The sequence below is a fragment of the Nesterenkonia massiliensis genome, from assembly GCF_000455245.1.
Classification (GTDB): Bacteria; Actinomycetota; Actinomycetes; order Actinomycetales; family Micrococcaceae; genus Nesterenkonia; species Nesterenkonia rhizosphaerae.
On the sequence record NZ_HG005174.1, the window covers coordinates 1 to 22,760 of the forward strand.

General features: G+C 60.4%; 23 protein-coding genes. 13 read left to right on the plus strand and 10 right to left on the minus strand.

Translation table 11 applies throughout. From position 1 onward, the window contains the following. Positions 1–478 precede the first annotated feature (478 nt). The 4 genes from TX78_RS11550 (at position 479) to TX78_RS11565 (ending at position 5,039) form a co-directional block, all read left to right on the plus strand. The gene (locus tag TX78_RS11550) at positions 479–1,093 is read left to right on the plus strand and encodes a DNA-binding protein (RefSeq protein ID WP_069956283.1); all 615 of its coding nucleotides are present in this window, start codon (positions 479–481) and stop codon (positions 1,091–1,093) included. 92 nt (positions 1,094–1,185) lie between these two features. After that, complete coding sequence (locus tag TX78_RS11555; protein ID WP_044496426.1) at positions 1,186–1,503, plus strand: hypothetical protein; 318 nt, start codon at positions 1,186–1,188, stop codon at positions 1,501–1,503. Between the two features lie 265 nt (positions 1,504–1,768). Next, entirely contained in the window at positions 1,769–4,621 is a 2,853-nt protein-coding gene (locus TX78_RS11560; protein ID WP_044496427.1) for a DNA methyltransferase, read from the plus strand. Positions 4,622–4,832: 211 nt separating this feature from the next. Next, positions 4,833–5,039 (plus strand): helix-turn-helix domain-containing protein, encoded by a 207-nt coding sequence (locus TX78_RS11565; RefSeq protein WP_044496429.1) that lies wholly within the window; start codon positions 4,833–4,835, stop codon positions 5,037–5,039. Here TX78_RS11565 and TX78_RS12870 read toward each other — a convergent pair. The 6 genes from TX78_RS12870 to TX78_RS11595 form a co-directional block, all read right to left on the minus strand. Next, on the minus strand, positions 5,029–6,063 hold the full coding sequence (locus TX78_RS12870) for a helix-turn-helix domain-containing protein (RefSeq protein ID WP_049897888.1): 1,035 nt from the start codon (positions 6,061–6,063) through the stop codon (positions 5,029–5,031). The two genes, TX78_RS11565 and TX78_RS12870, sit on opposite strands and share 11 nt — an antisense overlap. Before the next feature lie 309 nt (positions 6,064–6,372). After that, positions 6,373–6,573, minus strand: a complete 201-nt coding sequence (locus tag TX78_RS11575) for a hypothetical protein (protein WP_044496430.1) — start codon at positions 6,571–6,573, stop codon at positions 6,373–6,375. Positions 6,574–6,653: 80 nt separating this feature from the next. After that, positions 6,654–7,064 carry a hypothetical protein gene (locus tag TX78_RS11580; RefSeq protein ID WP_147640491.1) on the minus strand — a complete coding sequence of 137 codons (411 nt, stop codon included), beginning with the start codon at positions 7,062–7,064 and terminating at the stop codon, positions 6,654–6,656. Positions 7,065–7,078: 14 nt separating this feature from the next. Further along, positions 7,079–8,413: an AAA family ATPase gene (locus TX78_RS11585; protein WP_044496433.1), complete on the minus strand. Its 1,335-nt coding sequence runs from the start codon at positions 8,411–8,413 to the stop codon at positions 7,079–7,081. A 2-nt stretch (positions 8,414–8,415) separates the two neighbouring features. Beyond that, a complete protein-coding gene (locus tag TX78_RS11590; RefSeq protein ID WP_044496434.1) occupies positions 8,416–9,954 on the minus strand; it encodes a PQQ-binding-like beta-propeller repeat protein in 1,539 nt (512 codons plus the stop codon). A 31-nt stretch (positions 9,955–9,985) separates the two neighbouring features. After that, positions 9,986–10,210 (minus strand): helix-turn-helix domain-containing protein, encoded by a 225-nt coding sequence (locus TX78_RS11595; protein WP_044496435.1) that lies wholly within the window; start codon positions 10,208–10,210, stop codon positions 9,986–9,988. Between the two features lie 321 nt (positions 10,211–10,531). On the opposite strand from TX78_RS11595, the gene TX78_RS14545 reads away from it, so the two are divergent. The 7 genes from TX78_RS14545 to TX78_RS11635 are packed head-to-tail and all read left to right on the plus strand — an operon-like array spanning position 10,532 to position 18,536. Next, positions 10,532–11,029 (plus strand): DUF6668 family protein, encoded by a 498-nt coding sequence (locus TX78_RS14545; protein ID WP_324603327.1) that lies wholly within the window; start codon positions 10,532–10,534, stop codon positions 11,027–11,029. Positions 11,030–11,031: 2 nt separating this feature from the next. After that, positions 11,032–11,307, plus strand: coding sequence for a hypothetical protein (locus TX78_RS11605; protein ID WP_044496437.1), 276 nt, complete (start codon positions 11,032–11,034; stop codon positions 11,305–11,307). A gap of 33 nt (positions 11,308–11,340) precedes the next feature. Next, positions 11,341–12,057 carry a hypothetical protein gene (locus TX78_RS11610; protein WP_044496439.1) on the plus strand — a complete coding sequence of 239 codons (717 nt, stop codon included), beginning with the start codon at positions 11,341–11,343 and terminating at the stop codon, positions 12,055–12,057. A gap of 5 nt (positions 12,058–12,062) precedes the next feature. Beyond that, positions 12,063–13,712, plus strand: a complete 1,650-nt coding sequence (locus tag TX78_RS13840) for a hypothetical protein (protein ID WP_158644344.1) — start codon at positions 12,063–12,065, stop codon at positions 13,710–13,712. Between the two features lie 26 nt (positions 13,713–13,738). After that, positions 13,739–15,244, plus strand: a complete 1,506-nt coding sequence (locus TX78_RS11625; protein WP_324603328.1) for an SCO6880 family protein — start codon at positions 13,739–13,741, stop codon at positions 15,242–15,244. After that, positions 15,244–16,824, plus strand: coding sequence for a hypothetical protein (locus TX78_RS11630; RefSeq protein WP_049897899.1), 1,581 nt, complete (start codon positions 15,244–15,246; stop codon positions 16,822–16,824). The genes TX78_RS11625 and TX78_RS11630 overlap by 1 nt, the downstream gene beginning before the upstream one ends. Beyond that, positions 16,821–18,536: a type IV secretory system conjugative DNA transfer family protein gene (locus TX78_RS11635; protein WP_044496442.1), complete on the plus strand. Its 1,716-nt coding sequence runs from the start codon at positions 16,821–16,823 to the stop codon at positions 18,534–18,536. The genes TX78_RS11630 and TX78_RS11635 overlap by 4 nt, the downstream gene beginning before the upstream one ends. Here TX78_RS11635 and TX78_RS11640 read toward each other — a convergent pair. From TX78_RS11640 to TX78_RS11655, 4 genes are read right to left on the minus strand one after another with little or no spacing between them, the layout of a single operon-like run. Next, positions 18,533–18,949: a DUF4913 domain-containing protein gene (locus TX78_RS11640; RefSeq protein WP_049897892.1), complete on the minus strand. Its 417-nt coding sequence runs from the start codon at positions 18,947–18,949 to the stop codon at positions 18,533–18,535. The genes TX78_RS11635 and TX78_RS11640 overlap by 4 nt on opposite strands. Continuing rightward, positions 18,946–19,848, minus strand: a complete 903-nt coding sequence (locus TX78_RS11645) for a hypothetical protein (RefSeq protein ID WP_044496444.1) — start codon at positions 19,846–19,848, stop codon at positions 18,946–18,948. Before TX78_RS11645 ends, TX78_RS11640 begins: the two co-directional genes overlap by 4 nt. A 9-nt stretch (positions 19,849–19,857) precedes the next feature. Continuing rightward, on the minus strand, positions 19,858–21,312 hold the full coding sequence (locus tag TX78_RS12880) for a relaxase/mobilization nuclease domain-containing protein (RefSeq protein ID WP_049897894.1): 1,455 nt from the start codon (positions 21,310–21,312) through the stop codon (positions 19,858–19,860). Further along, complete coding sequence (locus tag TX78_RS11655; RefSeq protein ID WP_044496446.1) at positions 21,309–21,692, minus strand: MobC family plasmid mobilization relaxosome protein; 384 nt, start codon at positions 21,690–21,692, stop codon at positions 21,309–21,311. Before TX78_RS11655 ends, TX78_RS12880 begins: the two co-directional genes overlap by 4 nt. 385 nt (positions 21,693–22,077) lie before the next feature. Here TX78_RS11655 and TX78_RS11660 point away from each other — a divergent pair, with 385 nt between their 5' ends. Both TX78_RS11660 and TX78_RS11665 read left to right on the plus strand, forming a co-directional pair. After that, entirely contained in the window at positions 22,078–22,332 is a 255-nt protein-coding gene (locus TX78_RS11660; RefSeq protein ID WP_044496447.1) for a helix-turn-helix transcriptional regulator, read from the plus strand. Positions 22,333–22,336: 4 nt separating this feature from the next. Continuing rightward, on the plus strand, positions 22,337–22,654 hold the full coding sequence (locus tag TX78_RS11665; protein WP_044496449.1) for a hypothetical protein: 318 nt from the start codon (positions 22,337–22,339) through the stop codon (positions 22,652–22,654). The last annotated feature ends 106 nt before the right edge of the window (positions 22,655–22,760 follow it).

A 22,760-nucleotide genomic window follows, 5' to 3' on the forward strand; every position in this document is an offset into this window, starting at 1 on the left:
TTGGTGTAGACGGTGATGGAAGCCATGATCTTTACCTCTCTCTGTGTTGGTCCTGATGGCGCTTGCGCTCAGCGCGCGGGGACCAGCGGAAGGCATCAACCCGAAGGGCCGCGGAGGAGAGAGTTTTTCCGCGAAATAAGGGAGCAGGGCGACCGCGTGGGAAAAGTCTAGACGGAGCTGGCCCGGTCGCAGACCGGGCTTGTGCCTGCAGCGCCCGCGGGCATGATCCCTTGGGGCATCAGATCAACAGAGAGGTCTAAGCATGGTTGCCAACGGCACCTGCTGTCGCTCACACCAGGGGAGTACCTACCCGGAGGGCATGACCGAGCAGCCATAGCCGGGGCCGCTCTGTAGATGTCCGTCAGGGTCGGCCGGACCTGCGACTTAAGCGCCGGAGGGTGGCATGTCCGCCCTCGCGGTGGTAACATGGAAACAGGAAACGCTAGTTACCGGGTTTACCAATTGAGAGGTTAAGGCGATGATTAAGCAGCAGGAGACCACGGCCACGCCTGAGGACCGCGCGGAGGCAGCCGCGCGTGACCTCGCAGACCGGGGCCTATCCGTCACGGCGCGGGCCGTGCGCGATGCTGCGGGCGTGCGCATGACTGTGGCGGCCGAGGTTGCGCGCGCCTGGCGTGAGGCCACAGCCGAACGGACAGAGGTTCAGGTGCCCGAGGTACCCGAGGATGTGCGCGGCCGCCTGGCCGCCATCTGGGCGGATGCCTACCGCACTGCTCACGCGGCCGTGAGCCCAGAACGTGACCAGCTCGCAGCCACTGTCGAGGAGCTACGGGCTGAGGTCGATGCACTTACCACAGCGGTAGCCGAGGTCGAGGCTGAGCGGGATGCTGAGGTTGAGCGTGCGGCCGCGCTGGAGACGGAGCGCGCGGCCGCTGTAGCGGCTCGTGATGAGGAAGCAGCCCGGGCGGCCCGCGCGGAGGACCGCGCCGCCGCCGCGGAGGGGGAGCGGGACCGCCTGAATGCCCAGGTGACCGCGCTCATCGACCGCATCCCTAGCGCGAACGAGACCAAGGGGGATTCGCTGGACGAGCAGACGGATGATGAACACCGCCTGCAGCGCCCGCGGACCTGATCCCGTGGGGTATCAGACCAGCTGAGAGGGCAGATCCCGCTACCGTGGTTACGGCCGTGTTCGTGTCAGGGGAGGCCCCTACACTGACGCTCATGACCGACCAGCACCGTGAAATTGTGAAGGTGCTCTATCAGCACATGATCGAGGCGCACACGGAGCATTTCGGCAGCGTACCGGTGGCACAGCGGCACTACCTCTGGGGTCTTGCTCAGCAGCTCGTAGAGCGGCTGGGACTGCAGCGAGAACTGTACGCGCAAGCCGAAGACAGTGATGACAGTGCTATGGCGGTGCCGGTGGAGCAAATGTGGGACTACGAACGCCGCAATAAAGGGGTAGGACCGGTCCGCCGCTGGAGAGAGATCCAGATGCTGCGGTCCAAGTATCTGCCCACGCAGAAGGGCTTTCGCTAAGACCTGCGCGGGGCAGAATGACTCCGCGAGTCAAAATGGCAGCCCTGCTATCGACTCCGCGCGAAAGTGCTATATCGGTGCCGGTGGAACAATGTGGGACTACGAACGCCGCAATAAAGGGGTTCTTCTTCCATGGGTGTGAATCCTTGGCTCACCGTGGACGTTGCCGACAGTGTAAATCCTTGACCAGTAGCGTTTCGTTCGGGATGTCCCTGCCCTCCGATAGGCTGAATCGCGAACTGTTATTGATCACTGAGGGATACATGTGAATGAGGTAATTGACCGCGAAGCTATCCACCGTCGTCTAACCGACTTTTCTGCGCACTGGCAGGAGCGCATCGCTGCTTGGCGCGAGGAGGGTAGTGAGTCCGGTACGGAAAAACGTCATGCCCAACAGTTCTGGTCTTCCCTCATGCGCTGCTTCGAGATTAATCCCGAGCGAATTGATGTCTTCGAGCGCAACGCAGACCGAGCTTCGACCGGTGGTGCGGGCTTCATCGACTTCTTCTGGTCCGGCGTGGTCATCGGCGAAGCCAAGTCCCTCGGCAAGGACCTCGACATCGCCTACGATCAAGCCATCGATTACCTGAACGGCGGCAGCGTCGGGACCCACGAGTGGCCCCGGTTCATCATCGCCACCGACTTCGAGAACTTCCGGCTCGACCGCCTCGGCGACGAGTCCTGGACCCTGCGGTTCACCATCGACCAGGTGCCCGACCACCTGGAGCAGCTGCTGTTCTTCGCCGGAGTAGAGACCCTCACCAAGCGTGAGCAGGAGAACGCCTCAATCGAGGCGGCCAAGCTCATGGCCAACCTCTTCAACACCCTCGCCGGTGAGGACGCCGACGAGGAGGTCGGCGACGATGCTCCCACCACCCCGGAGGACGAGGACGACGAGGTCGAGGCTGCCTCAGTGCTGATGACCCGGCTCCTGTTCCTCCTCTACGGCGACGACGCCGGCTTATGGGAGCAGGACCTGTTCTACCGGTGGATCGACTCGGTGGCCTCGAAGAACATCGGCCCCGCCCTCGACGGTCTGTTCGAGGTGCTCAACACCGACTACGCCGCCCGGAAGAAGAAGTACCGGAACAATCTTCCGGAGCTGGAGTCCAAATTCCCCTACGTCAATGGTGGTGTCTTCAACGGCACCGGCCAGGTCGGCTACTCCGTGCCCCCGGAGTTCAAGGAAGCACTGCTCGACGCTGCTCGGTTCCGCTGGACCGCCATCAGCCCGGCGATCTTCGGGGCGATGTTCCAGCTGGTGAAGTCCAGGGATGCCCGCCGCGGCGACGGGGAGCACTACACCTCCGAGAAGAACATCCTGAAGACCTTGAACCCGCTCTTCCTCGATGAGTACCGGGACAAGGCTGACCGGCTGATCGCCAACAAGTCCACCACCGTGGCCGACCTCCGCCGGTTCCAGCAGGAGATGGCTTCGAACATCTACGTCGACCCCGCCTGCGGTGCCGGCAACTTCCTCAACGTCGCCTACGCCCAGCTGCGCCAGATCGAGACCGACGTCATCGTTGAACGCCGCAAACGCGAGGGCACCATCACTGGCACCCTGGACTCGACGCTGGATCAGATGCTGACCATCGACAAGTTCTACGGCTTCGAGCTGAATTGGTGGCCGGCCAAGATCGCTGAGACCGCGATGTTCCTAGTGGACCAGCAGGCCAACCGCGAATTGGCGGCACGCACTGGTCAGGCTCCTGATCGGCTGCCGATCACCATCACCGCAAAGATCGTCCACGGCAACGCTCTGGAGCTGGACTGGAACGCCGAGCTTCCGGGGCCCGAGGGCAAGACCTTCGTCTTCGGCAATCCACCGTTCATCGGCCAGTACACCAAGACTCCGGTGCAGACCGAGGACATGAAGCGCGTCTGGGGCTCCGACTACGACGGATACCTCGACTACGTCACCGCCTGGCACGCGAAGTCCAAGGATCTGCTGGCAGCGCGCTCCGGTGAGTTCGCCTATGTGACCACGAACTCCATCACTCAGGGGCAGCCCGTGCCAGCGCTGTTCGGCCCTTTGTACCGCGAGGGTTGGAGGATCAAGTTCGCCCACCGTACTTTCGCCTGGGACTCCGAGGCCCCGGGCAAGGCCGCAGTGCACTGTGTGATCGTCGGTTTTACCCAAGACGAGGCTTTCAAGCCGCAATTATGGGATTACGCCTCTGTCAACGGTGTTCCATCGCAGCAGAAAGTCGACAAGGGAATCAATCCCTACCTCATCGACGCCCCCGAAGTCCTAGTGCGGTCTGCAAGCAAACCCTTGTCTCCTGTGCTCCCCGAGGTTGTGAGGGGTCCTCAGCCTACGGATGGTGGGCACTTGGTATTCAGGGCAAAAGAAGGAACTCGCGGCCTGGAGAATGACCCTGTCGCGCGCCTATACCTCCGGAAGTTCGTCGGCGCGAGCGAACTGATCAACAGGACAGATCGCTGGTGCCTTTGGCTGCCTGAGCTCACTCCCGCAGACCGTAAGGCCTCAGCCGGAATCCAAGAAGCTCTGGACGGTTGCCAACAGTGGCGGAGTTCGCAGAAACCCACAGGGGATGCCTTCAAGCTGAAAGATACCCCCCACCTGTTCAGGCCGAGTCCCTACATCCCCAAAGTTCCCTATCTTTGTATCCCCCGGCACGTCAGTGTAAATCGCCGCTACTGGACCGCTCAGCGATTCGACCCTGATGTCATTTGCGGAGATGCCAACTTTATGGCCCCGGATGAAGACGGTCTGCTCTTCTGCCTGATCTCGTCCTCAATGTTCATGTCCTGGCAACGGGCAATTGGCGGCAGAATTAAGTCCGACCTCCGATTCTCGAGCACTCTAAGCTGGAACACATTCCCCGTCCCGGATCTCGACTGTCAGGCTCGTCAGCGCATTATCGATGCCGGGAAGAAGATCCTCGATGCCCGCTCTGAGCGTCCGGATCAGTCCCTGGCCGATCTCTACGATCCTTACCTGATGGGCGGTCATAAGTCGCTGCAGAAGGCTCACGATCAGCTGGACACGGTGGTGGACAAACTCTTCGGAGCCAGCCGCCGGCTGACAAGTGACAAGCAACGCTTGGAGCTTCTCTTCCCCGCATACCAGCGACTCACCGAAGGATCATGAACCGTGGCGAAGATCAAGAAAAAGGGGTCGGACCGGTCCGCCGCTGGCGGGAGATTCAACTGCTGCGCTCCAAATATTTGCCCACGGAGAAGGGCTTTCACTAAGACCTGCACGGGGCAGAATGACTCCGCGAGTCATAATGACAGCCCTGTTAGCGACTCCGCGCACCCTTTGTGGGTCTCCGGCCTGAAGACCGTTCTACACTCGACTCATGCGCCGGTTCTTCACGCTCCCTGAAGTCGCTGAGTCCCTGAACATCTCTATGTCCCAAATGCGCGCACTGATCCGCGCCGGGGATATTGAAGGAATCCAAATTGGCGGGCGGGGTCAGTGGCGCATCGAGGACTCCAAACTTGATGAGTACATTGAGCGCCAATATGAGGCCCAGCGCCGCACCGGGGGCAATCTCACCGATTGAGGACTTGCCGAATTCGGGCCAGGGCTGCAGCTTTCACCGGTGAATCAGGTGATGCCCGAAGTCGGCGTCGGCGCTCAGCTTCTTCAGCCTGACGGCGGTGTTCAGCGCGTCGGCGGGCGAGCTCGCTAGCTTCGCGCTGGCTCTTGGAAGTCATGGGCTCACCTTCGACCGTGCGCCACGACTGCAAACGATAGACCAGCCAACCTCGCAACCGGCGTGGTTCTGTGGTCTCCGGGGCACCGGAATGAGGCCAGACTGTTCCGTCGGGCTGGTACTGCAAAGCGTGCTGGAGATCTTTCACGGTCCATCCTGCAATGAGGAAGTCCCGGACTGCAGCGGCCACATCGGGCACCGACAGGGGGCGAAGCACGTTGATCAAGCGCCGACGAAGCTCCCCAGCGGCAGCTGCGCGCTGCTTCTTCGATGCAGCTCGTCGCTGACCGGGCCACAGGATTTCTTGTCGATACTCGGGAAAGCGTGGGAGCGCGGCCGCCCAGCGGCCGCCTTGGTAGACGGTGGACCGCGTAGCGGTCTCCGCTAGAGCTTCCTCGCGCGCGCGTGCATGGGTAACTCTCTCTTTATTACTTAAGTAATCGCCTACGGCGGGAGGGGTCTCATTTTTGTGAACAGGCCTCTTGTGGATAGCGGGCCGTGGCGCGCACTGTACAGGGAGTTTCCGGGGCAGTTTTCGGCCGCCGTAACGGCGAGGAACCAGCAGCACATACACGGCAGCCTCGTTGATCTTCTCCCCGTCCGGGCCTGCAGCTGCATATGCAGCGCTGCGGCCGGTGGCCACGGTGGCCACCAGGTGCCAGCTGCGCAGAGTACGCAGATGGCGGTGCATCGTGGAGCGGGGCAGACCAGTGCGTTTCATAATGAATTCCCACGTTGGCCGCGACGTCATGGTGTCGTAGTCGGCCACAGCAATCAGGGCTTCAAGCACCGCGAGCAGTCCTGATTGACGGCGCTTGTAAAGCAAAGCCCACTGAGGGTGCATCTCGATCACATCAAGCACATCACGCACCCGGTGGGGGCGAGTGAATCCTTCAGGGATTGCAGCGCGGATCGTGGCTTCATCCGTTTCGCGGGCACGATTGACGCGCCGCCATGACTGGGGTTTTTGGGCGCGCCGGGATGCGCTCGTGTCGCGGCGGGTCTTAGCTTCAAGGGGGCGTGGTGCTACAGTAGAAAGCACGTAGGACCTCTCCACCGATGGGTCATACGAATACAGGTCTCCTTCGGGAGTTCTGGTTCAGAACCGGAAAGCGGCCAAACTTGTGCGGTTCTGAAAGGCTTATGGAGCGCCCGCCTCGTGCGGGCGCTCCTTCTTTTTTTATGCTGAGATAGGCAACCTCTGCTGGTCGCGCTCTAAAGCTTCTAAGTCGATGGAGTCCAGGTCGCGGATGATCAGGGCTCTCACGTAATCGTTTTTGCTCTCCCCGGTGATCTCTAGATATCGGGTGAGTTTCTCGAAATAGGGCAGTTCGAGACGGGAGCTGACCTGAATACGGTCGCCTTTGCTGATCTGCGGCATGCTCTCCTCCTTCGACGTGTGTTCTCAGTCAACACCACGCACGGCCCAAAACGCTGAAACTGTTTGAGCGTGTCGTGGGATCAGTAGACCTGATCAGGGGCTGTTTCGTCCCATGAGCCTGAATCTAGAACGGCGCTGTTACTGTGTAGGGCTAGTTCGAGCACATCGGTCTCACGTTTGAGCTGGTTGCGCGCGTGGAGGTATCCCGGGGTTATGACAGTCGTAAGAATGTGTTCTAGCTTTTCCCCAGGGTCAAGGTCGCTGTAGTCGAGTGTCTTGGCTAAGTAATCCAGGTCATCCCAATCCACTCCTTCATCTTTAAGCCGATGAGCGACTGCGCGTAGAAGTGTCTGAAGTTCCGAAAGATACTCGTTGTGTTCAGTCACGGTCGGATCGGCGTTGACTGTTGATGCACTGTTTAGCTGTTCGGCAGCGGCACGAACAGTTTCCATGCTTCTGCGGTAGTGATACCTTGCTTCGTCTTCCATCACGTAGCTCTCTTTCTCTATAGACCTTGAGCAACAGCTGCTGCAGCGCGTAGCCATGCCCGCTGGGTGGTGGGCCTGAGAGCGTCGTAGCGAAGTACGCCATCCACCATTGCGGGGTCGAAGGGGATTGTGACGGCTTCTCGCGCGATAGCGGCAAAGCCGTTGCGGACCTTTTCTGCTTCCTCCCGGCGGGCGGAGGGCTCTGCCTGCGAGACGATGACTACGGCCTCGTCGGCAAGCTGAGCGCAGCGTTCGTCTCTTGCCGCAAGTCCTTCCAGCAGAAGCGCGCCGGCCTCGGCGTGCTCGTCCTTGGTGGTGGTGGCGACGACGATCTGGTCTGCGTGCTCGATCATGCGCTTCCACAGCGGATCGCTCTCATCGTTGCCTGAGTCAATGAGAATCAGGCGGTAGAACTTTGAGGCGACCGAATGGATGGAATCGACGTCAGAGGCGCTGACGCGCTGCTCATCGGCCAGCACCAGCGGCTTTGAGCGCAGCACATCGTACCGGTCTGACGTTTGGTGATGCACGTAATGGGCCAGATCAGCCGACTGTGCGCCGGTCGCCAGAAGCTCGTTGGTGCGGGGCAGAAGGTCCAGGATCGTGGACTCATGCGGTCCCTGTTCGGTGCGCCAGCCCAGGGTTCCCCGCGTCTGATTGTTATCCCATGCAAGCACGCCACCACCACCGAAGCGGGCGAAGACCGCTGAGAGGTTGATCGTGGTGGGAGTCTTGTTCGCACCGCCCTTGCCATTGACGATGGCGATTGTGCGCGGGCCAGGCCAGTGCTGGGAGACCGCTTTACGGTCTGCTCGTTCTTCCTTCTCAGCCTCGCTGGGATTGACGCGGATACCCATCGCTGAAAGCACGCCACGCCATCCGCGGGTGGCAGGTTCTTGGGCCTGTTCCTGGGTTAGGAAGCTTTCGCGCTTGCTGCGCAGCTCCCGGCGAGTCAGCACCGCTTCCTGCAGGGGTGCTGAGCTGCCAGTGAAGGGGTTAGCTTTGGGAGCCGTTGCTACATGAGTAGCTACCGGCAGCTGTGCGGAGGGGATAGGGGCTTGAACCTCGGGTTCGGCCTGTGCAGGTGTTTCCGGCTCCGGGGCAGGCTCTGGAGTAGCCTCAGTGGCCTCCTGCTGAGGTTCTACCTCACCTGAGGGGGAAACGACGAGCACCGGGGCTTCAGGGTCGTTGGTATGGATGGTGAGGTTCTTTCCGGCCTGCTGCGCGTGGAACACCACCAGGTCTATGGCTTTGTTCTGTGCAGCAGCGTAGGTGTCGGCCTCGATGGCTTCGGTGTACTCACCGATGACGACGGTGCCACTGCCATCGGGAGTAATCGTGATGGTGTTCATGATTAATCGTCCTCGGTCTCTTCGGTGGGATCAGGGCGGCTTGCTTGGTGTTCAACGCGATACAGGAAGGTGTCTGTCACGCGGGGGGCTTCCACATAGGCTGCGTCGTCGGTGATCAGCACTGGCGCGGGGTCGGAATCGCTGAGCGTGTCGTAGGGCTCCGGTTCGGCCCCGTCTGCGCTGATATCGACGCGGGCTGGCCCGTCGCTGGTCTGACCCCAAAGGGTGGTGCCGTGAAGCAGCGAATCTCGCAGGGTGGTTGTTTGCGTGATGACGTCCTCTTCTTCGCCCCAGCGGATTGCTACTGAGCCGATAACGGCTGTCTCTGCCTCAGGATCTACCAGCACGTCGTCTTGCTCACGCGGGGCTGATTCAAGGTGCCGAGCGGCGATCCGCTCTCCGTCTGTGATGGTGAAGACCTGGAGCAGCGGATCTCCATCGTTTCCTTCATAAAGCGCAGCAACGACGTCTTGAGTCAGAGGCCAAATAGCTTGCGGGCGCTCGTCCTGCACAGCACTGTTGTGCTTGAGCTCAGTGCTGGTGCTTGTGGTGTCTTCGTCACCAGTAATGGGGGTCCTGTAGACGTAATCAGCGTCAAAGGACACGACGTTCCCTTCAGCCACCAGTACCGGGTGAGCGCCAGCCGGCACTTCAACTTCTGTCAGGGTGCCATCGCCTGCATCTGCCAGCACTACGTAATCGCCCAGGTAGATCAGGGGGGCGTCGCCTGCAAAGGAAACCTCTGCGCGATTCGATAGCTCGATGGTGGTGGGCTCTACGGGTTCATCTGTGGGCTCTGTGGGCAGCGGCCAAAGCTGAAGCCGCTGTGTGCCAGCTTCAGCAAGGACGCTGTGACCGGCCCAGTTCGTCTCCTTAAGAGCGTCTGTCTCGCGGGGAGCCGCGGGGGAGTGCCAAAGCTGCCGGCCGTCTTCAGGATCGAGCCCGACTAAAGATCCTTCGGCGTCGCGGATGACGATCGTGCCGTCACTAAGGGAGAGTGCTCCTGAATCTCTGGAGACTGACCAGGCCCAGACGGCGGTGGGGGAGTAAGTGTCGGGAAGACCTACCGGCACCTGTGCGCCTGCGTTTGGAGGCTGCCAATGGTCACGCGGGCCAGCTTCAACGGCGGGTGCCGGATCTTCTTCGTTTGTGACGATCACTGCGGCTGCGCCGCCGGCTGCGGCTATTGCCAGCAGCACAGCGGCAGTGATGATCAGGGGCTTCTTTGCTCTCTTGCGGGTACCGGCATCGGGTTCAGGCACATCAATAGCTTCACCGTCACGGGTGACCACCATTGCCCAGCGGTCTCCTTCGGGGGTAGTCACGATGACTCGGACCGCCTGACGGCCATGATCCGCCGCTTTGCGAGCCACAGCCGCTATAGCGGCTTCAGTCGCGGTCTGACCGACGGCAGGTTCCACCCGAATACCGTCCAGCTCCACGCGCGTTTGCGCGCCAGCAGGGTCGGTGTCATTAGGCCGTTCCTCATAAAGCAGCTGGTACACCGGGTACTTAGGCACATTCGTGGGATCAATGCTCATGACCGTGGATTGCCCCCTTTACTACCGTCTGTTAGTCGCTGAGGTTCATTTCGTCAGCTCCCAGCAGGAAGTCTCGGAGATCAGCCTTACGGACGCGGGTAACGCGCTTGCCGATCTTCATCCCGGATAACTCACCTGCACGAATCCACTTAGAGACAGTTGCTGTCTCTACTCGGAGTAGCGCAGCGATCTCCTGCGAGCTGGTCAGCTCAGGGACGTCCTGCAAGAGGGCGTCAACCAAATCTGGATCGTTCACGACTCTCATGCTCCTAACTTACTAAAGAAACTTTAAGCCGTATAGAGCTGTTAGGCAGTTATTGCGCCTATCGACTCTAAGTAGGTCTATAAGTAGCTATTGATGTGTAAAGGGGTATGTGCGTAAGCTAGCTGGTAAGCGCACTTGGGGCACTTGTCCACGATACGTTGGCTACCGTGTATGCGCGTAGGAGGATCCTCGATGACACGGAGAAACCCATTGCTTCCGCCAGAGGTGGCGGCAGCTCCTGAACCGCCAGATATCGCTGATGAGCTGCTGGGAGACACCATTGAAGTGTCCGGCCCACAAGCTCCCCTGCCCATGCTTAATAGTCCTGCCAAGACAGCCCCTTGGCCGCGGGTCGAAGTAACAGATCACCGACTGGTGACGGTTGCGGGATTGCATGGCGGTGCTGGCACAAGCACCGTCGCAAGCCTTTTTGGTGAAGATGCCGTCGATGCCGGTCAAGGGTGGCCCGTCGCTGCGGGTTGGAAACGCCCATTGCCCTCACTTCAGGTGGTGGTAGTGGCGCGAACACACTACGCCGGGTTAGAGGCGGCCGATGCGTTCTTGCGCCAGTGGGCTGCCGGTGAGCTGCAAGAATCCCGGCTTCTAGGTCTGGTTCTTGTTGATGACGCCCCTCGGCTCTTGAACTCTCAGGCACAGGAGGCGAAGCGGCTGCTGAAACTCTCCCCGCGGGGCACTCATATTCCGTGGAATGAGCAGTGGCGGGTCGAGCCACCTGATACCGATGCGCTTCCGCGTCGTTTAAAGAAGATCGTCCGGGGCTATCGAGCCCTGGCTGAAGAGAAGGAGTAACCATGTTTGAGCTGCTGGATCTTGTGAATGTGCTGGGGGTCATCCCTGATGTGCGACCGGAGCAGCCCCCGGGAACGGAGGGTTTCACAACCCTTCTGAATTGGATCTCGTGGGCAGCAATTATCTGCGGCGTCGCGGGCTTCCTGCTCGCTGCAGGTTACCTGGCTTTCGCGAGCTACACCGGGCGAGAGATCAACGGCTTCAAGGGCCTGGTAATCGCCATCATCGTCTGCATCCTTGCGACAGGTGTAGGAGCGATTCTGAGGGTCTTCGTCTAACGAGGGATTTAAACCAAAGAAGGGTGCTTAACGATGGCAGATGAGAGCAAGAACGGTCTGGGAGTCAGCTGGTTCATCGCCGGCGGCTTCCTGCTGATAGTCATTATCGCCGTGATCGCGGCCGTCGTGGTCTTCCCCAACGACAACGCAGACTCTAATCACACAGATCCTGCCGGGTCTGCCGGGGAAAGCCCTTCTCCCAGCGCATCGCCTGGAACGGTGGCACAGGGCAACGAATCCACTGGAGAAGACCGCCAGTGCGATCTGGACGAGGCTGACTCAGACTTCCCCACTAGGGCACCTGAGTTCCGGTGGGAGGATCACCCGATTGGGCTGACTGTTCCAGTCTCAGAGGAGCACGGCCCAGTGGTGCGCGACGGCGCGTTCTGGCGCTGCACGAGCCGCACGGTGTCTGGGGCTGTATTTGCTGGTCCGGCGCTTCTCTCGGCATTTCAAGCAGGCCATCAGGAGGCCGCCGCTGACTCGCCGCGTGCGCGGATGGTCTTTGAGTCTCAACCTGAGGACAGCGCCGTGGATGCAGTTCTGCGAGGGTTCCGCGTCTCTTCATCCAACGAAGACGCCGCCGTTATCGAGTACCTGACCGAGACTTTCGACGGTGAATATCGCGGGGCTATGCAGATCCATCTTGTTTGGGATGAGGATCTGCAGGACTGGCGACTAGACCTCTCTGACGGTGAGCCACCATTCAGCATCGTAGAGGACACCAGCGGCTTCACTGAGTGGAGGTAGCCACGATGGAGGAAGAGACCAGCGGAGTTGAATGCGGGTTGTGGGATGCCCGGTGTCGGGCTATCCGTGGTTCCGTTCGGATGATTGGCGGCACGCGCCAAGCTATTGATGATGGCGTATCAGCAGTTGCAAACTCTGCCCTGGAGAACTTCGTCAATGCCATGTACGAGTTCGCTCTCTGGATTCTGGAGATCATCTCTGTCTGGTGGATGAACACCCCCAACGCAAATGTGGAGTCGGCTGCTGTCACCCAGATTCAGCAGGACACTCAGTGGTACGTGATGGGCTTCGCCATGATCGGCTTCCTCATGGGGCTGATCAGAATGGTCACGAGCCAAGATATCCGGCAGGGGCTAACGAGCAGCTTCAAACCCATCGTTAACCTCATTCTGGTTACCGGCGTCTACGCCGCCGGGATCACTATGCTCCTTCGAGCAGGCGATGAAGGCTCAATGTGGTTGCTCTCTCGGGCAACCGGTGGTGAAGCGGATTTAAGCACCATGTTCATGCCGGCCACCGCTGGAGGCGGTGCAGCCGCACTAATTCCCATGCTGCTTGTTTACGTGTTGGCAGGGGTTGGCGGCATCGTGAACTTTGTCTTCATGATCTTCCGCAACCTTTTGCTGGTGGTGCTCATGGCGTTCCTGCCGACCCTAGCAGCAAGTACGGGCACACAGCGCGGAGATCAGGCTTTCGCTAAAGCCAACGGCTGGCTGATTGCTCTACTTCTCTTCAAGCCGGTGGCGGCAGGTATCTATGCGCTTGGGTTCCGGTTCATGCGGAACGATACGGATCTGGGCTTTGATGATGAGCTGGTCACTGCGGTGGATCAACTCACCGGAGCCGGGATCATCGTTCTGGCTGCGCTGGCGCTTCCGGCTCTGATCAAGTTCTTGGTCCCGGCGGCAGCCGTTGGAGCTGGGGCATTTGCCGGTGGCGCAGCGGTCGGAGCTGGTGTTGGTGTTGCTGCTGGTGCAGCGGTGCTAGCCAGCACCGGGGGAGCTGGTGCCGCGGCGGCTGGTGGTGCTGCGACCAGTGGCGCAGCCAGTGCCGGCGGTGGGGCGACTGGTGGCTTTGGGACCGCAGCGGCTTCGGGCGGAGCGGGCGCGTCTGGTGCCGGTTCGACCGCTGGCAGCGCAGCTGCAGCCGGCGGGTCCACTGCAGCGAATGGCGGTGGGAACACCACGGCTATGCCTAGTGTCTCAAACGGCCAAGGTCAGGGCGGTAGTGGTGCAGCTGCTGGCTCTACCAGCGGGGCTGGCTCATCCTCTGCCGGTTCAGGTGCCAGTGATTCTTCGACCGGCACCACTGGCAGTGAATCTAGTCGGCCGACCGGTTCTGGTGCTGCGGCCGGGGGCTCTGGTGCAGCACCTGGTGGAGCTAGTGCCAGTTCGACTGCAGCCGGTGACTCGGGCGCATCTGTTGGTGGAAGTTCGACTGCCGAAGGTGCGTCTGGTGCTGATGGCGGCGGGCAGAGCACCGCGGCCGGGGGAAGTGAAGCCGCTTCTTCAGGCGGCAGTGCAGCTGGTGGCGCTCAGGGCACCACAGCGGGTAAGACCGGCGATGCTGTGCGCGCCGCGGAAGCGGGGCGCGGTGTCGCCGCCGCGGGGTCTGTTGATGAAGCGGTTGACGACGACAAGGGAGGCCGGTCATGAGTCAGGACGTCGAAATTCTGAGGGGCATGTTTGGCAACCTCACGCTGCCTAAGCGAAGCGGTGTGATGGGGCTGTCTATGGGAGCTTCACTGGTCCTGGTGCCGTGCTTTCTCCTCAGCATTGGTTTTCTCGCCACTCAACGGTTGATCCCCGCTATCGCGGCCATTGCCGTGCCACTTGTTCTCTTGGCCCTGGACCCGATCACACGGGCGGCAGATCCTTCGGGCCGTTCTATCTACAGGAGACTCATGATTCGGTTCATGCAGCGACGTAAGGAAAAGTCCGGTAAGGCTCTCTATCTCTCTGGCGTCAGTGGACATACACCTGATGGCACTACGCGGCTGCCGGGGCTGCTGGCCCGCGCTGAGCTGACAGAGCATGTGGGATCACATGATCTTCGGTTCGGCATGATCCGGCTCTCTGGCCGGGGCTCACACCTGTACACGGTGGTGTTGGAGGCGTTTCCTGATGGAGATGCGCTCATTGACGAGGATCGGCTGCGGCGCTACGTCGATCATTGGGGAGCATGGCTCTCTGACCGGAGCCTTGATGAGAACGTGAAGGCTGCAAGCGTGGTGGTCGAGTCCGCGCCGGATACCGGTATGCGGCTGAATCGGCTTCTGAGCAGTAAGCGGGCTGAAGGTGCTCCTGAATTCTCTACTGCCGTCACGGAGGCTATTGCTGAGGAATACAGTGCGGGATCTCCTCAGGTGACAGTGAAGGTGACGGTCACCTTCGATGGTCGAGATCTCGGCAACGGCAAAGACCGTGGAACCGTGGAGATGGCCGAGGAAATTGGCGCGCGGCTGCCGGCAATCGTAGGTGGGCTGACTACTACGGGAGCCGGCCGGGTGCAGGTCTGCACCGCTCAAGAGATCGTTGATTCGACTTATCTGGCCTATGACCCGCACGCCCAGGTGGCGATGGAGGAAGACAAGCTGAACAACGGCGGGACCGGGTTGACCTGGGAAGATGTGGGACCAACGTTCCACTATGACGCCTTGGAGCGGTACGCGCATCAGAGGGCTATCTCGGCGTCCTGGACGCTCTTTGATAAACCAGAGGGCTTCTTTGGGCCAAGGTCTCTGCAGAGGGCACTTGATCCTATTTCCGGGGTAATGCGCAAGCGCGTCACCCTGCTCTACCGGCCGATTCCTCGCTCACAGACAGCGGCTGAAGCTGAGCGGGAGTTGAAAAACTCCCGGTTCGCAGGATCTCAGGTGAGAGACGATCAGCGGGCCAAGAACCGCCGTGATGCAGCTCTGAAGACCCAGCAGGAAGAAGCTCGCGGGGCAGGAATGACACGCTTTGGGATGATCGTGACGGTCACTCTCAATGGTGAAGATCCTGACCACGCTCACGATGAGCTGCGCCGTCTGCGGCGGCAGATCCCGCAGTCATTCTCAGATACCCGCCTGCGCCTTCGGGAGGCGTTAGGCAATGAGGCAGTGACCTTCCAGGCAGGGCTTCCCCTGGGCCTGGTGCTCCCGGAGCACATGCTCCTTCCTGAGGATTTCCGGAGGTGGTTCTGATGACAAGCTCGGCAGTACGGGACTCGGCGAAACTCAGCCGGCGTGACCGGCGGCGACTGAAGAAGTCCTTTGACCGGTCTATCGCCAAGCCCTCGCGTCCTGGTCCTCTGTCTACGCTACTGGCTGGTGTTCGTGAGAGTCGCAGCACCGTGGAATCACGGCCGGCCCGGGGCGGCTGGAACCGTCGCGGCGGCGGTGCGGTGAACTGGGTAGAAGAACCGGCGGAGCTGCAGGGAACTAGCGTGCAGGTGTGCGGCTATTGGCCTTTCATCATCGGATCTGGACTGCCGGTGACAGGGGTTCCTTTGGGAACACACCTCACCCGACACTCGGTGGTCTACGCAGACCCTATGAGTTGGTTCCTGGCAGAGATCATCAACAACCCTTCAGCCTTCGTTTTGGGCCAGCCGGGTCTTGGAAAGACCTCGCTGGTGAAGCGGATGATCTCGGTGCTGATGGATTGGGGAGTGATCCCTATGGCGCTGTCAGACTCCCGGCCTGACTATGTAGATCTCATGCGCGAGATCGGGGGCCAGGTGATCGAGTTCGGTCCCGGACGCGGACACATGAACTTCATGGATCTTGGTCCGCTGGTCTCTGCCATCGCAGGAATCCAAGACGAGCAGCTGCGCAAGAAAGCGTTGGAAGAAATGCGTGGGCGGCGGCGGTCACTTATGGCGGGGCTGGTCGCTATGGCTGCGGGTCGGCCATTGCAGCCTCATGAGTCCTCGGCCCTAGCGACAGCCATGCAGCTGATGGACCCGAATCTGGATAATCCACCGCTGCTGCCGGAACTGATCGAGTTCATTCAGAGTCGCCCGCAGAAACTGCGTGCGATCACCCTGACTCATAGCGATGACCACGCCTACGATGAGCGCATGAAGGGGCTACTGGATGCCCTTATCTCATTGGGACCAGACGGGATCTATGGGGATCTTTTCTCCAAGCCGACGACAACCCACATTGAGCAGGGCAAGCCGGTGGTCTTTGATATCTCCGGCATTGATGAAAACGACACTGTACTTATGGCCTCTGTGCAGTCGTTGTGCTGGTCGCTGGGCTCAGCAACGGTCTCGGCAGAGCAGATCCTTGCTCAAGATGCCGGGCGGCCGCGCCGGAACTACCTGCTGATCATGGATGAGCTGTGGAAGGTGCTGCGCGCTTCCGAGCAGATGGTGTACTTCATCGACTCCCTGACTCGCCTCAACCGCGGCCGCGGTATGGGACAGATCCTGATCACTCACACTATGAAGGATCTAAAGCTCACTGATGATGCGCTGACCAAGATCGCATGGGGTTTCGTCTCGCGCTCGGAGATGGTCTTTCTCGGTGGACTGGATGCCGATGAAATGGGCAATCTGCGTGAGGTCTTTGATCTCTCCAACACTGAAGTGGAATACCTCACCGACTGGGCCGATAAGAGCGCCGGCATCGGCACCAACCTGCGCCGGCCACACACCGGGAAGTTCATCCTGAAGACAGGCAAGCGTCCGGGTATCCCGTTCAAAGTAAAGCTCACCAGCGTTGAGGAGCCGATCACGAACAGCAACCGGGCGTGGAACATGGAGACAGTGGCATGAGCCAACGAGCGGGACGACGGGCACAACCTGGGGCAGCGGACGGGCCGTGGATGTTCGCGGCCGCGCTGCTGGGCCTGTTTATGCTTGCAGCTCTGCTGTGGTGGGGCGCAGCACTGCTGGACCCTGGCATTCGCACCGCTATTTCATACTCAGATCCGGTGAACTTGCTGACTGATCAGTTCACCGGCCGTGTGGCGGTCACTGGTCGTCAGGTGGCGGTCTTCGCTATTGGAATGGCTGTCATCTTGGCCGTGGCGGTTCTCCTACTGATCGCCGGCCTCGGTGCCCAGAAGGGCCGCACCAGAGTGGATTCCCTAGCTAAAGCGATGAGCCGAAGCAAAGACTTCACCGAACTCACGGTCAAGGCTCAGGAGCGTGATGCTGAGCGGCTGCATGCAACTGCTGCCGGCCCGGGTGTCCCGCTGGCTGATCTGGTCAACAACGGAATGGAACTGCGCGCCTCCTGGGAGTGGGTACAGACCTGGATCATGGGTCCGCGTGCCGGTAAGACCTCCTGTGTCTGCGTTCCTCAGGTCATTGAGCCTGATGCTCCGGTGCTGGCGACGTCGAATAAGCGTGATCTGGTGGATCTCACGCGCGGACCTCGCGCGGAGAAAGGTGTTGTGTGGGTCCAAGATCCTCAGGACATTATTGGGGAACCGCCCTCATGGTGGTGGAACCCGCTGAGCTTCGTTGAGGACATGGAGACAGCAGAGAAGCTCGCAGATGTTTTCATCTCCTCAGCGACCTCAGCCGGGGCGAAGCAGGATGCCTATTTCGAGTCTGATGGTAAACGGCTGCTCTCACTCATGCTGATGGCTGCAGCCGTCGATGATCGACCCATCACAGACGTGTTTCGCTGGAGCCTGAACCCAGACGACGAAACACCGGTCAATGCTCTGTACCGTCACGGCCATCATCAACTGGCCGATGCGCTAGAGAAGATTCAGCAGCTCACGCCTAAACAGCGTGACGGCGTGTATGGCACTATGCGGCCCTGGATCTCGGTGCTGGGCAATGATCGAGTCATTCCCTGGATACGTGACACCGGCGAGCTCGGACGTCCTGAGTTCAATCACAGGACGTTCGCTGAAACTACCGACACCCTGTATCTGATCTCGCGCGAGGGCGGAGGATCTGCCCGCGCGCTCACTGCAGCACTGGCTATGGCGGTCCTGACCGCCTCAGAGAAGGCAGCCGGCCGCAAACGTAGCGGGCGGCTGTCACCGCCGCTGATGGCGGTGCTCGATGAGGCTGCCAACGTGGTTCGGTGGCGGGAGCTGCCGGATCTGTACTCGCACTATGGCAGCCGCGGGATTGTGGTCTCCACGTTCTTCCAGTCCTTCATTCAGTGTGTCGAGGCATTCGGCCGGGAGGGCGCGCGCAAGCTGTGGTCCGCGGCCAATATCCGGGTAGCCGGATCTGGCCTGTCTGAAGATGATTTCCTGCCGTTCCTCTCACAGCTGGTCGGTCCGCGCGACGTCGTAAAGCGCACATCATCGACGGCCCGTGGTGGCCGTCAGGTCTCCACCTCTGTGCAGCGAGAGAGCATTATGGAAGTTGCTGACCTCTCCGCGCTGCCGCGTGGTCGGGCGCTGCTGTTCAGCTCCGGCAATCCGCCGGGGTTGCTGAAGCTGCGCCACTACAGCCAGAAAGACTATGCCGATGACGTTCGCGAGTCTGAGGCGTTCTACGCCCCTCAGCAGAGTTAGGACTCTGCAGTGAAGTAGCCCTCGGGTGCGGGCTCTACAGGCCACACGTTTGGAACGGACTGTCGGCGCTCCGCGTTGAAGTTCCATAGCGGCCCTTCGGGACTGGTGATGACGTCCATCGTCGGCCAGAAGTAGTCGCGGAAGAAGACAAGCATGCCGGTGGCTCCCTCCCACCGCATGTGTTCCCAGGTCTCCCAGAGGGCTTCAAGCACGGTGGAGATTTCTTCATATCTCCACCACTGCGGGTCCCACTTCCGCTGTTGTGGGTTGCGCCGGTAGTGCGGCAGCAACCATTCCTGCACCCATGCTTCAGCGTGCGGATAGGCCAGCTCTCGATCTCCTGCTGCATCGGACATTTCGTCCTGGAACTCTTCGGTGAATTCCTCGGTCTCTTCGGTGAACTGTTCACTCATCGCGAGACCTCCACCTGACGGGCCGGCTGGCGTGTTGCGGTGTTGCCCCGGCGTGCAGCGGGGCTGTTGCGGGCAAACACTCGCTGCCGGGTTCCTTCGGGGAAGTTCTGCCTGGTGCGTCCGCGCACTTCGGCTGCCTGCTGATCATGCTGGCCCAGGCGCTTTAGATCAGCGTCGCTGGCCCGCTGATAACCCTTGCCATCGCGGCCGCCGGTTAGCTCCTCGCTTCGCGCGTGGGTCTGGTCTTTATTGTGCTCTGCTCCGTATCGGTCCGCGTCGGCCAAGGACTGAGATTCGTCCTGACCGGCTTTATCGGCTTCAGTCCTCTTCTGCTGGGCCTCTGCCTCCAGCAGCTCGGCACTGGCGCTCTCCGGGGCGTCGGCCTCTGCTTCCTGTGCTCGCTCGGCTGTGGCCTTGCTCATCGCGGCATCTGCCTCACCGTCTAGACGCTGACGGGCGAAGTGATCATCAAGAGCTTCCCGCAGCGCGTGGTGCCGGTCGGTGAGTGACGTCGGGTGATCCTTATTCATCTGCTCGATGTTGATCCCGAAGTCATTGCGCAGCACATCAGAGATGTGCATGTATGCACTGCGCGCTTCCGGGTGTCGGCCCGATAGGTGCGCTGAGACTGTGGCGTAGTCCGCGATCTGCTCAGATCCCGCGGTACGCCAGAACTCGCGTGAAAAGGTGTCCTGCCGGATTGTGGAGGCGACGTTCTTCTCCTGCGCCGTGGACAGCTGTTGGGTCCTATCGGCTTCCTGAGCAACACGCAGCCGTTCTGCTTCACGCAGTTGGTCACGGCGCGCGCTGGTTTCGACCTGCTGCATGCTTCCAGCCATCGCCGTGCGCATCACGCGGCCCAGGCTTTCTGCGATTTCGCTTTCCTCGTTGGCGTCCATCACTGCTCCCTATCGGCCGTAGTCGGTTCCTCGGTCGTGTGTATGTCCTGGTATCGGTCGCGGGCGTTGACTCGGACCCGGTGTAGCGGTTCTTGCGGTGGCCGTCTCTGCGGCTATCGCCTTCTCCGCGGTCATGACCGCATCGGCCACTCGCTGGCTCCACTGAGGCCGGTAGGTGATTGCCTTCTTGCTGGCAGTCACACGGGCAAGACGGTTGGCTTGTTGGATCAGCGCGACCCATCCAGTAGAGCTGTTCTTTGATCCTGCGCGCTGCGCCAGTCGCACCGCATACATCGCGTTCCCTCCGCCCTGACTGATCTGCGCGAAGTCATGAGATAGCCGCGCATAGACACCTGGCCGGCGAGTCTCCACGCTCATTGAGACGCGGGCGTAAATGTTGGCGAGACTATCCGGAGTGGCCTTGCCGGAGATCAGCCGCTCTGCCTGCTCGGCGCTGATCTTTGGCAGCTTCGTGCCCTTACTTGGCTGAGCCTTCGATCCTTCGTGCAGAGACTTCAGGAGGGCGTGCGCCTCGCTGCGGCCGCGGCCTTCAAAACGTTCCTGGATACGCGGCCATGCCAGCTGGCGGTCTAGCTTGCTGGGCGCATACCAGAAGGGGCGCTGCTCTCCGTTCCCGGTCGGTGGAAGTGCCACTCGATATCCGGCGATACGGTCACTGGATCCACGTTCGAAATACGGTCGTACCCGCACACCAGAATCCACTAGGTGCTGCACATACTCGGCTTCCGTGGAAGCCGTAGCGAGTGCGCTGCGCAACCTGCGGCGCAGTTCGTTTCGGTCAGACTGTGGACGTCCCTGACGCTGCGCTCGCGCCCGCTCTGCGGGCTTATCCGCAGCAAGACTCTTCCCCTGCTCACGGGACTCCAGCACGGATAGTCCGTACTTCTTCTCTAGCTCATTACAGGCTTTCTGAGCGCGTGCGAAGTCATTGTGGACATTCGCCTTAGTCCCGTCCTCACGGACCATCTGCACGGCAATGTGAACGTGGTCATTACCGTTAGCTGAGAGTCCGTGACGGATAGCCACCCAGCGGGAGGACTTATCGCCCTCGGGGTCGATGAAGCCCATCTTCTCTACGAACTCTGAAGAGATCTTCTGCCACATCTCATCCGAGAGCTTCCCCTCATCAGACGACAGGGAAAGTGAGCAATGCCAAACACCGGCCGGCTTCCTACCGACAGTAACTCGGTCTCCGGTCTCAGGGTCTTGTTCAGTCTGGGGAACGGTGACCTCTGTGCCGTAAAGCTGGGCCGGTCGATTCATGATGTTGGCGATATCCAACGCATCATCGCTGGACAATTCCTTACCAGGTTCCACCTGGAAGGTGATCAACTCGTCACCGGCGACAATGTGAGGATTCTCGTGCTCGTTAGCGCGACCAGGACCGGCTAGATACATCACTAGTCCCGCCATCCGGGACCCGCGTGTGATGTTCGGCATCATGACGACACACCGGCCTTAGCGATAGTCGATGCCGCCTCATCAAGACGCGAGAGCACGCCGCGAAGATACTCCAGACTCTGCTGAAGTTCAGCTGAAACAGGCTCGCCAGAGTTCACACCGCGAGCGATCTGATTGAGGTTGTTACCTATGGCCGAGAGTTGGCGCTCAGCTTTTAGAACAGCCTGAACAGCAGCCTTCCGATCCGTTGCGGTCTCACCCTGCTCAAACGTCAGCGCTGACTCCACTAGCAGTCGCTGAACACTGACACCTTGTTCTTGAGCTTTGAAGTACAACGCGTTGTCTTCAAACTCGGTCAGTTTCAGCACTCGACGTTCGGTGCGGCCACCGGGAACGTTCGCCTGACGACGACGTTGGGCCATCTGACTACCTCCCGCCTAGTGCAACGACCACACGTTAAAAGCTTTGCTTTCAAGTGTGGCATCGAGCCTGCAGCAGTGCAAGGGCTTCGAGCGACTTAGGGCACCTAAGTCTATAGCTCGCTCCGTTGTGGCTGGGTGATTCGCCCATTGGGCGGGTTGGACATTTCGCACCTTTGGTGCGTCCTTTTCGGCTGTTGAGGATACTGCCCCAGCAGAACCGGTAAAGCCTTCCACGGCGCTTTCGCGGCATATCCTCACTCAGTCGCTGCGCTCCTTCGCTCCGGTATTCCACGGTCACCCCTCCAGGCTTGACCGAACCTGCTGGGGCGAGTGTTTCGGCGCGTGCCGAAAAGAACGGCAGCCAACGAGAAACCTGGAGGTAACCATGTCGAGGATCATCACTCCCAGCGAGGTAGCGCAGCAGCTCGATGTGTCGGAAAGTGATCTGTCTTTCTGGCGTGACAATGCGTTGGGTCCGCGTTGGATCAAGCTCGGGAAGAGCACCATTCGCTACGTCGATAGCGCAGTTCATGATTGGCTGATCGGACAGTTGAAGGAGCCCACTCCCGTGCTCACTGTCGAGGTTCGTAACGAATCAGAATCAGCCCTTCAACGTGAGACACTTCCCGACGTAGACTGACGCCATGACTGAACTGGACCCGACACAGCAGCATGTCCTAGACGAAGCACGCCGCGTCAACGAGGAGCGCATGAAGGCCGTTGAAGATCTCGCGGCGGCGGTCGCTCATCGCGTGGATCTTGAGCGGCAGCTTAACGACGCTAAGAAGAACGAGAAGCGTCTCATGGCGGCAGCCGAGAAAGCAGGCTGGACACGTACCCAGGTCTCTCGGTTCGCCAGGCCTCCCAAGAGCACAGCAAAGAAGGCTGAGCCGGACAACGAGGCTCCGCAGTCAGAGCAGTCCCGGCCTGACTATGAGATGACTCATGCCCCTCAGCAGTAACATCTAGACCAAAGGGGGTCACCAGATCTGTTCGGGATCTCTGGTGGCCCCCTTCCTCTTTTGATGCTGTGAGTATCAGGAGGCGCAGCGGGGAGCGCGAGGGGCT

What these genes read in the sequence shown, in the direction of transcription:
- TX78_RS11630 (WP_049897899.1), top strand. Translation starts at nt 15,244, where the DNA reads ATGACAAGCTCGGCAGTACGGGACTCGGCGAAACTCAGCCGGCGTGAC.
- TX78_RS11645 (WP_044496444.1), bottom strand. Translation starts at nt 19,848, where the DNA reads ATGGACGCCAACGAGGAAAGCGAAATCGCAGAAAGCCTGGGCCGCGTG.
- TX78_RS11575 (WP_044496430.1), bottom strand. Translation starts at nt 6,573, where the DNA reads ATGCCGCAGATCAGCAAAGGCGACCGTATTCAGGTCAGCTCCCGTCTC.
- TX78_RS11585 (WP_044496433.1), bottom strand. Translation starts at nt 8,413, where the DNA reads ATGAACACCATCACGATTACTCCCGATGGCAGTGGCACCGTCGTCATC.
- TX78_RS14545 (WP_324603327.1), top strand. Translation starts at nt 10,532, where the DNA reads ATGCTTAATAGTCCTGCCAAGACAGCCCCTTGGCCGCGGGTCGAAGTA.
- TX78_RS12880 (WP_049897894.1), bottom strand. Translation starts at nt 21,312, where the DNA reads ATGATGCCGAACATCACACGCGGGTCCCGGATGGCGGGACTAGTGATG.
- TX78_RS11555 (WP_044496426.1), top strand. Translation starts at nt 1,186, where the DNA reads ATGACCGACCAGCACCGTGAAATTGTGAAGGTGCTCTATCAGCACATG.
- TX78_RS11665 (WP_044496449.1), top strand. Translation starts at nt 22,337, where the DNA reads ATGACTGAACTGGACCCGACACAGCAGCATGTCCTAGACGAAGCACGC.
- TX78_RS11590 (WP_044496434.1), bottom strand. Translation starts at nt 9,954, where the DNA reads ATGAGCATTGATCCCACGAATGTGCCTAAGTACCCGGTGTACCAGCTG.
- TX78_RS11565 (WP_044496429.1), top strand. Translation starts at nt 4,833, where the DNA reads ATGCGCCGGTTCTTCACGCTCCCTGAAGTCGCTGAGTCCCTGAACATC.
- TX78_RS11655 (WP_044496446.1), bottom strand. Translation starts at nt 21,692, where the DNA reads ATGGCCCAACGTCGTCGTCAGGCGAACGTTCCCGGTGGCCGCACCGAA.
- TX78_RS11660 (WP_044496447.1), top strand. Translation starts at nt 22,078, where the DNA reads ATGTCGAGGATCATCACTCCCAGCGAGGTAGCGCAGCAGCTCGATGTG.
- TX78_RS11610 (WP_044496439.1), top strand. Translation starts at nt 11,341, where the DNA reads ATGGCAGATGAGAGCAAGAACGGTCTGGGAGTCAGCTGGTTCATCGCC.
- TX78_RS13840 (WP_158644344.1), top strand. Translation starts at nt 12,063, where the DNA reads ATGGAGGAAGAGACCAGCGGAGTTGAATGCGGGTTGTGGGATGCCCGG.
- TX78_RS11635 (WP_044496442.1), top strand. Translation starts at nt 16,821, where the DNA reads ATGAGCCAACGAGCGGGACGACGGGCACAACCTGGGGCAGCGGACGGG.
- TX78_RS11605 (WP_044496437.1), top strand. Translation starts at nt 11,032, where the DNA reads ATGTTTGAGCTGCTGGATCTTGTGAATGTGCTGGGGGTCATCCCTGAT.
- TX78_RS11550 (WP_069956283.1), top strand. Translation starts at nt 479, where the DNA reads ATGATTAAGCAGCAGGAGACCACGGCCACGCCTGAGGACCGCGCGGAG.
- TX78_RS11640 (WP_049897892.1), bottom strand. Translation starts at nt 18,949, where the DNA reads ATGAGTGAACAGTTCACCGAAGAGACCGAGGAATTCACCGAAGAGTTC.
- TX78_RS11625 (WP_324603328.1), top strand. Translation starts at nt 13,739, where the DNA reads ATGTTTGGCAACCTCACGCTGCCTAAGCGAAGCGGTGTGATGGGGCTG.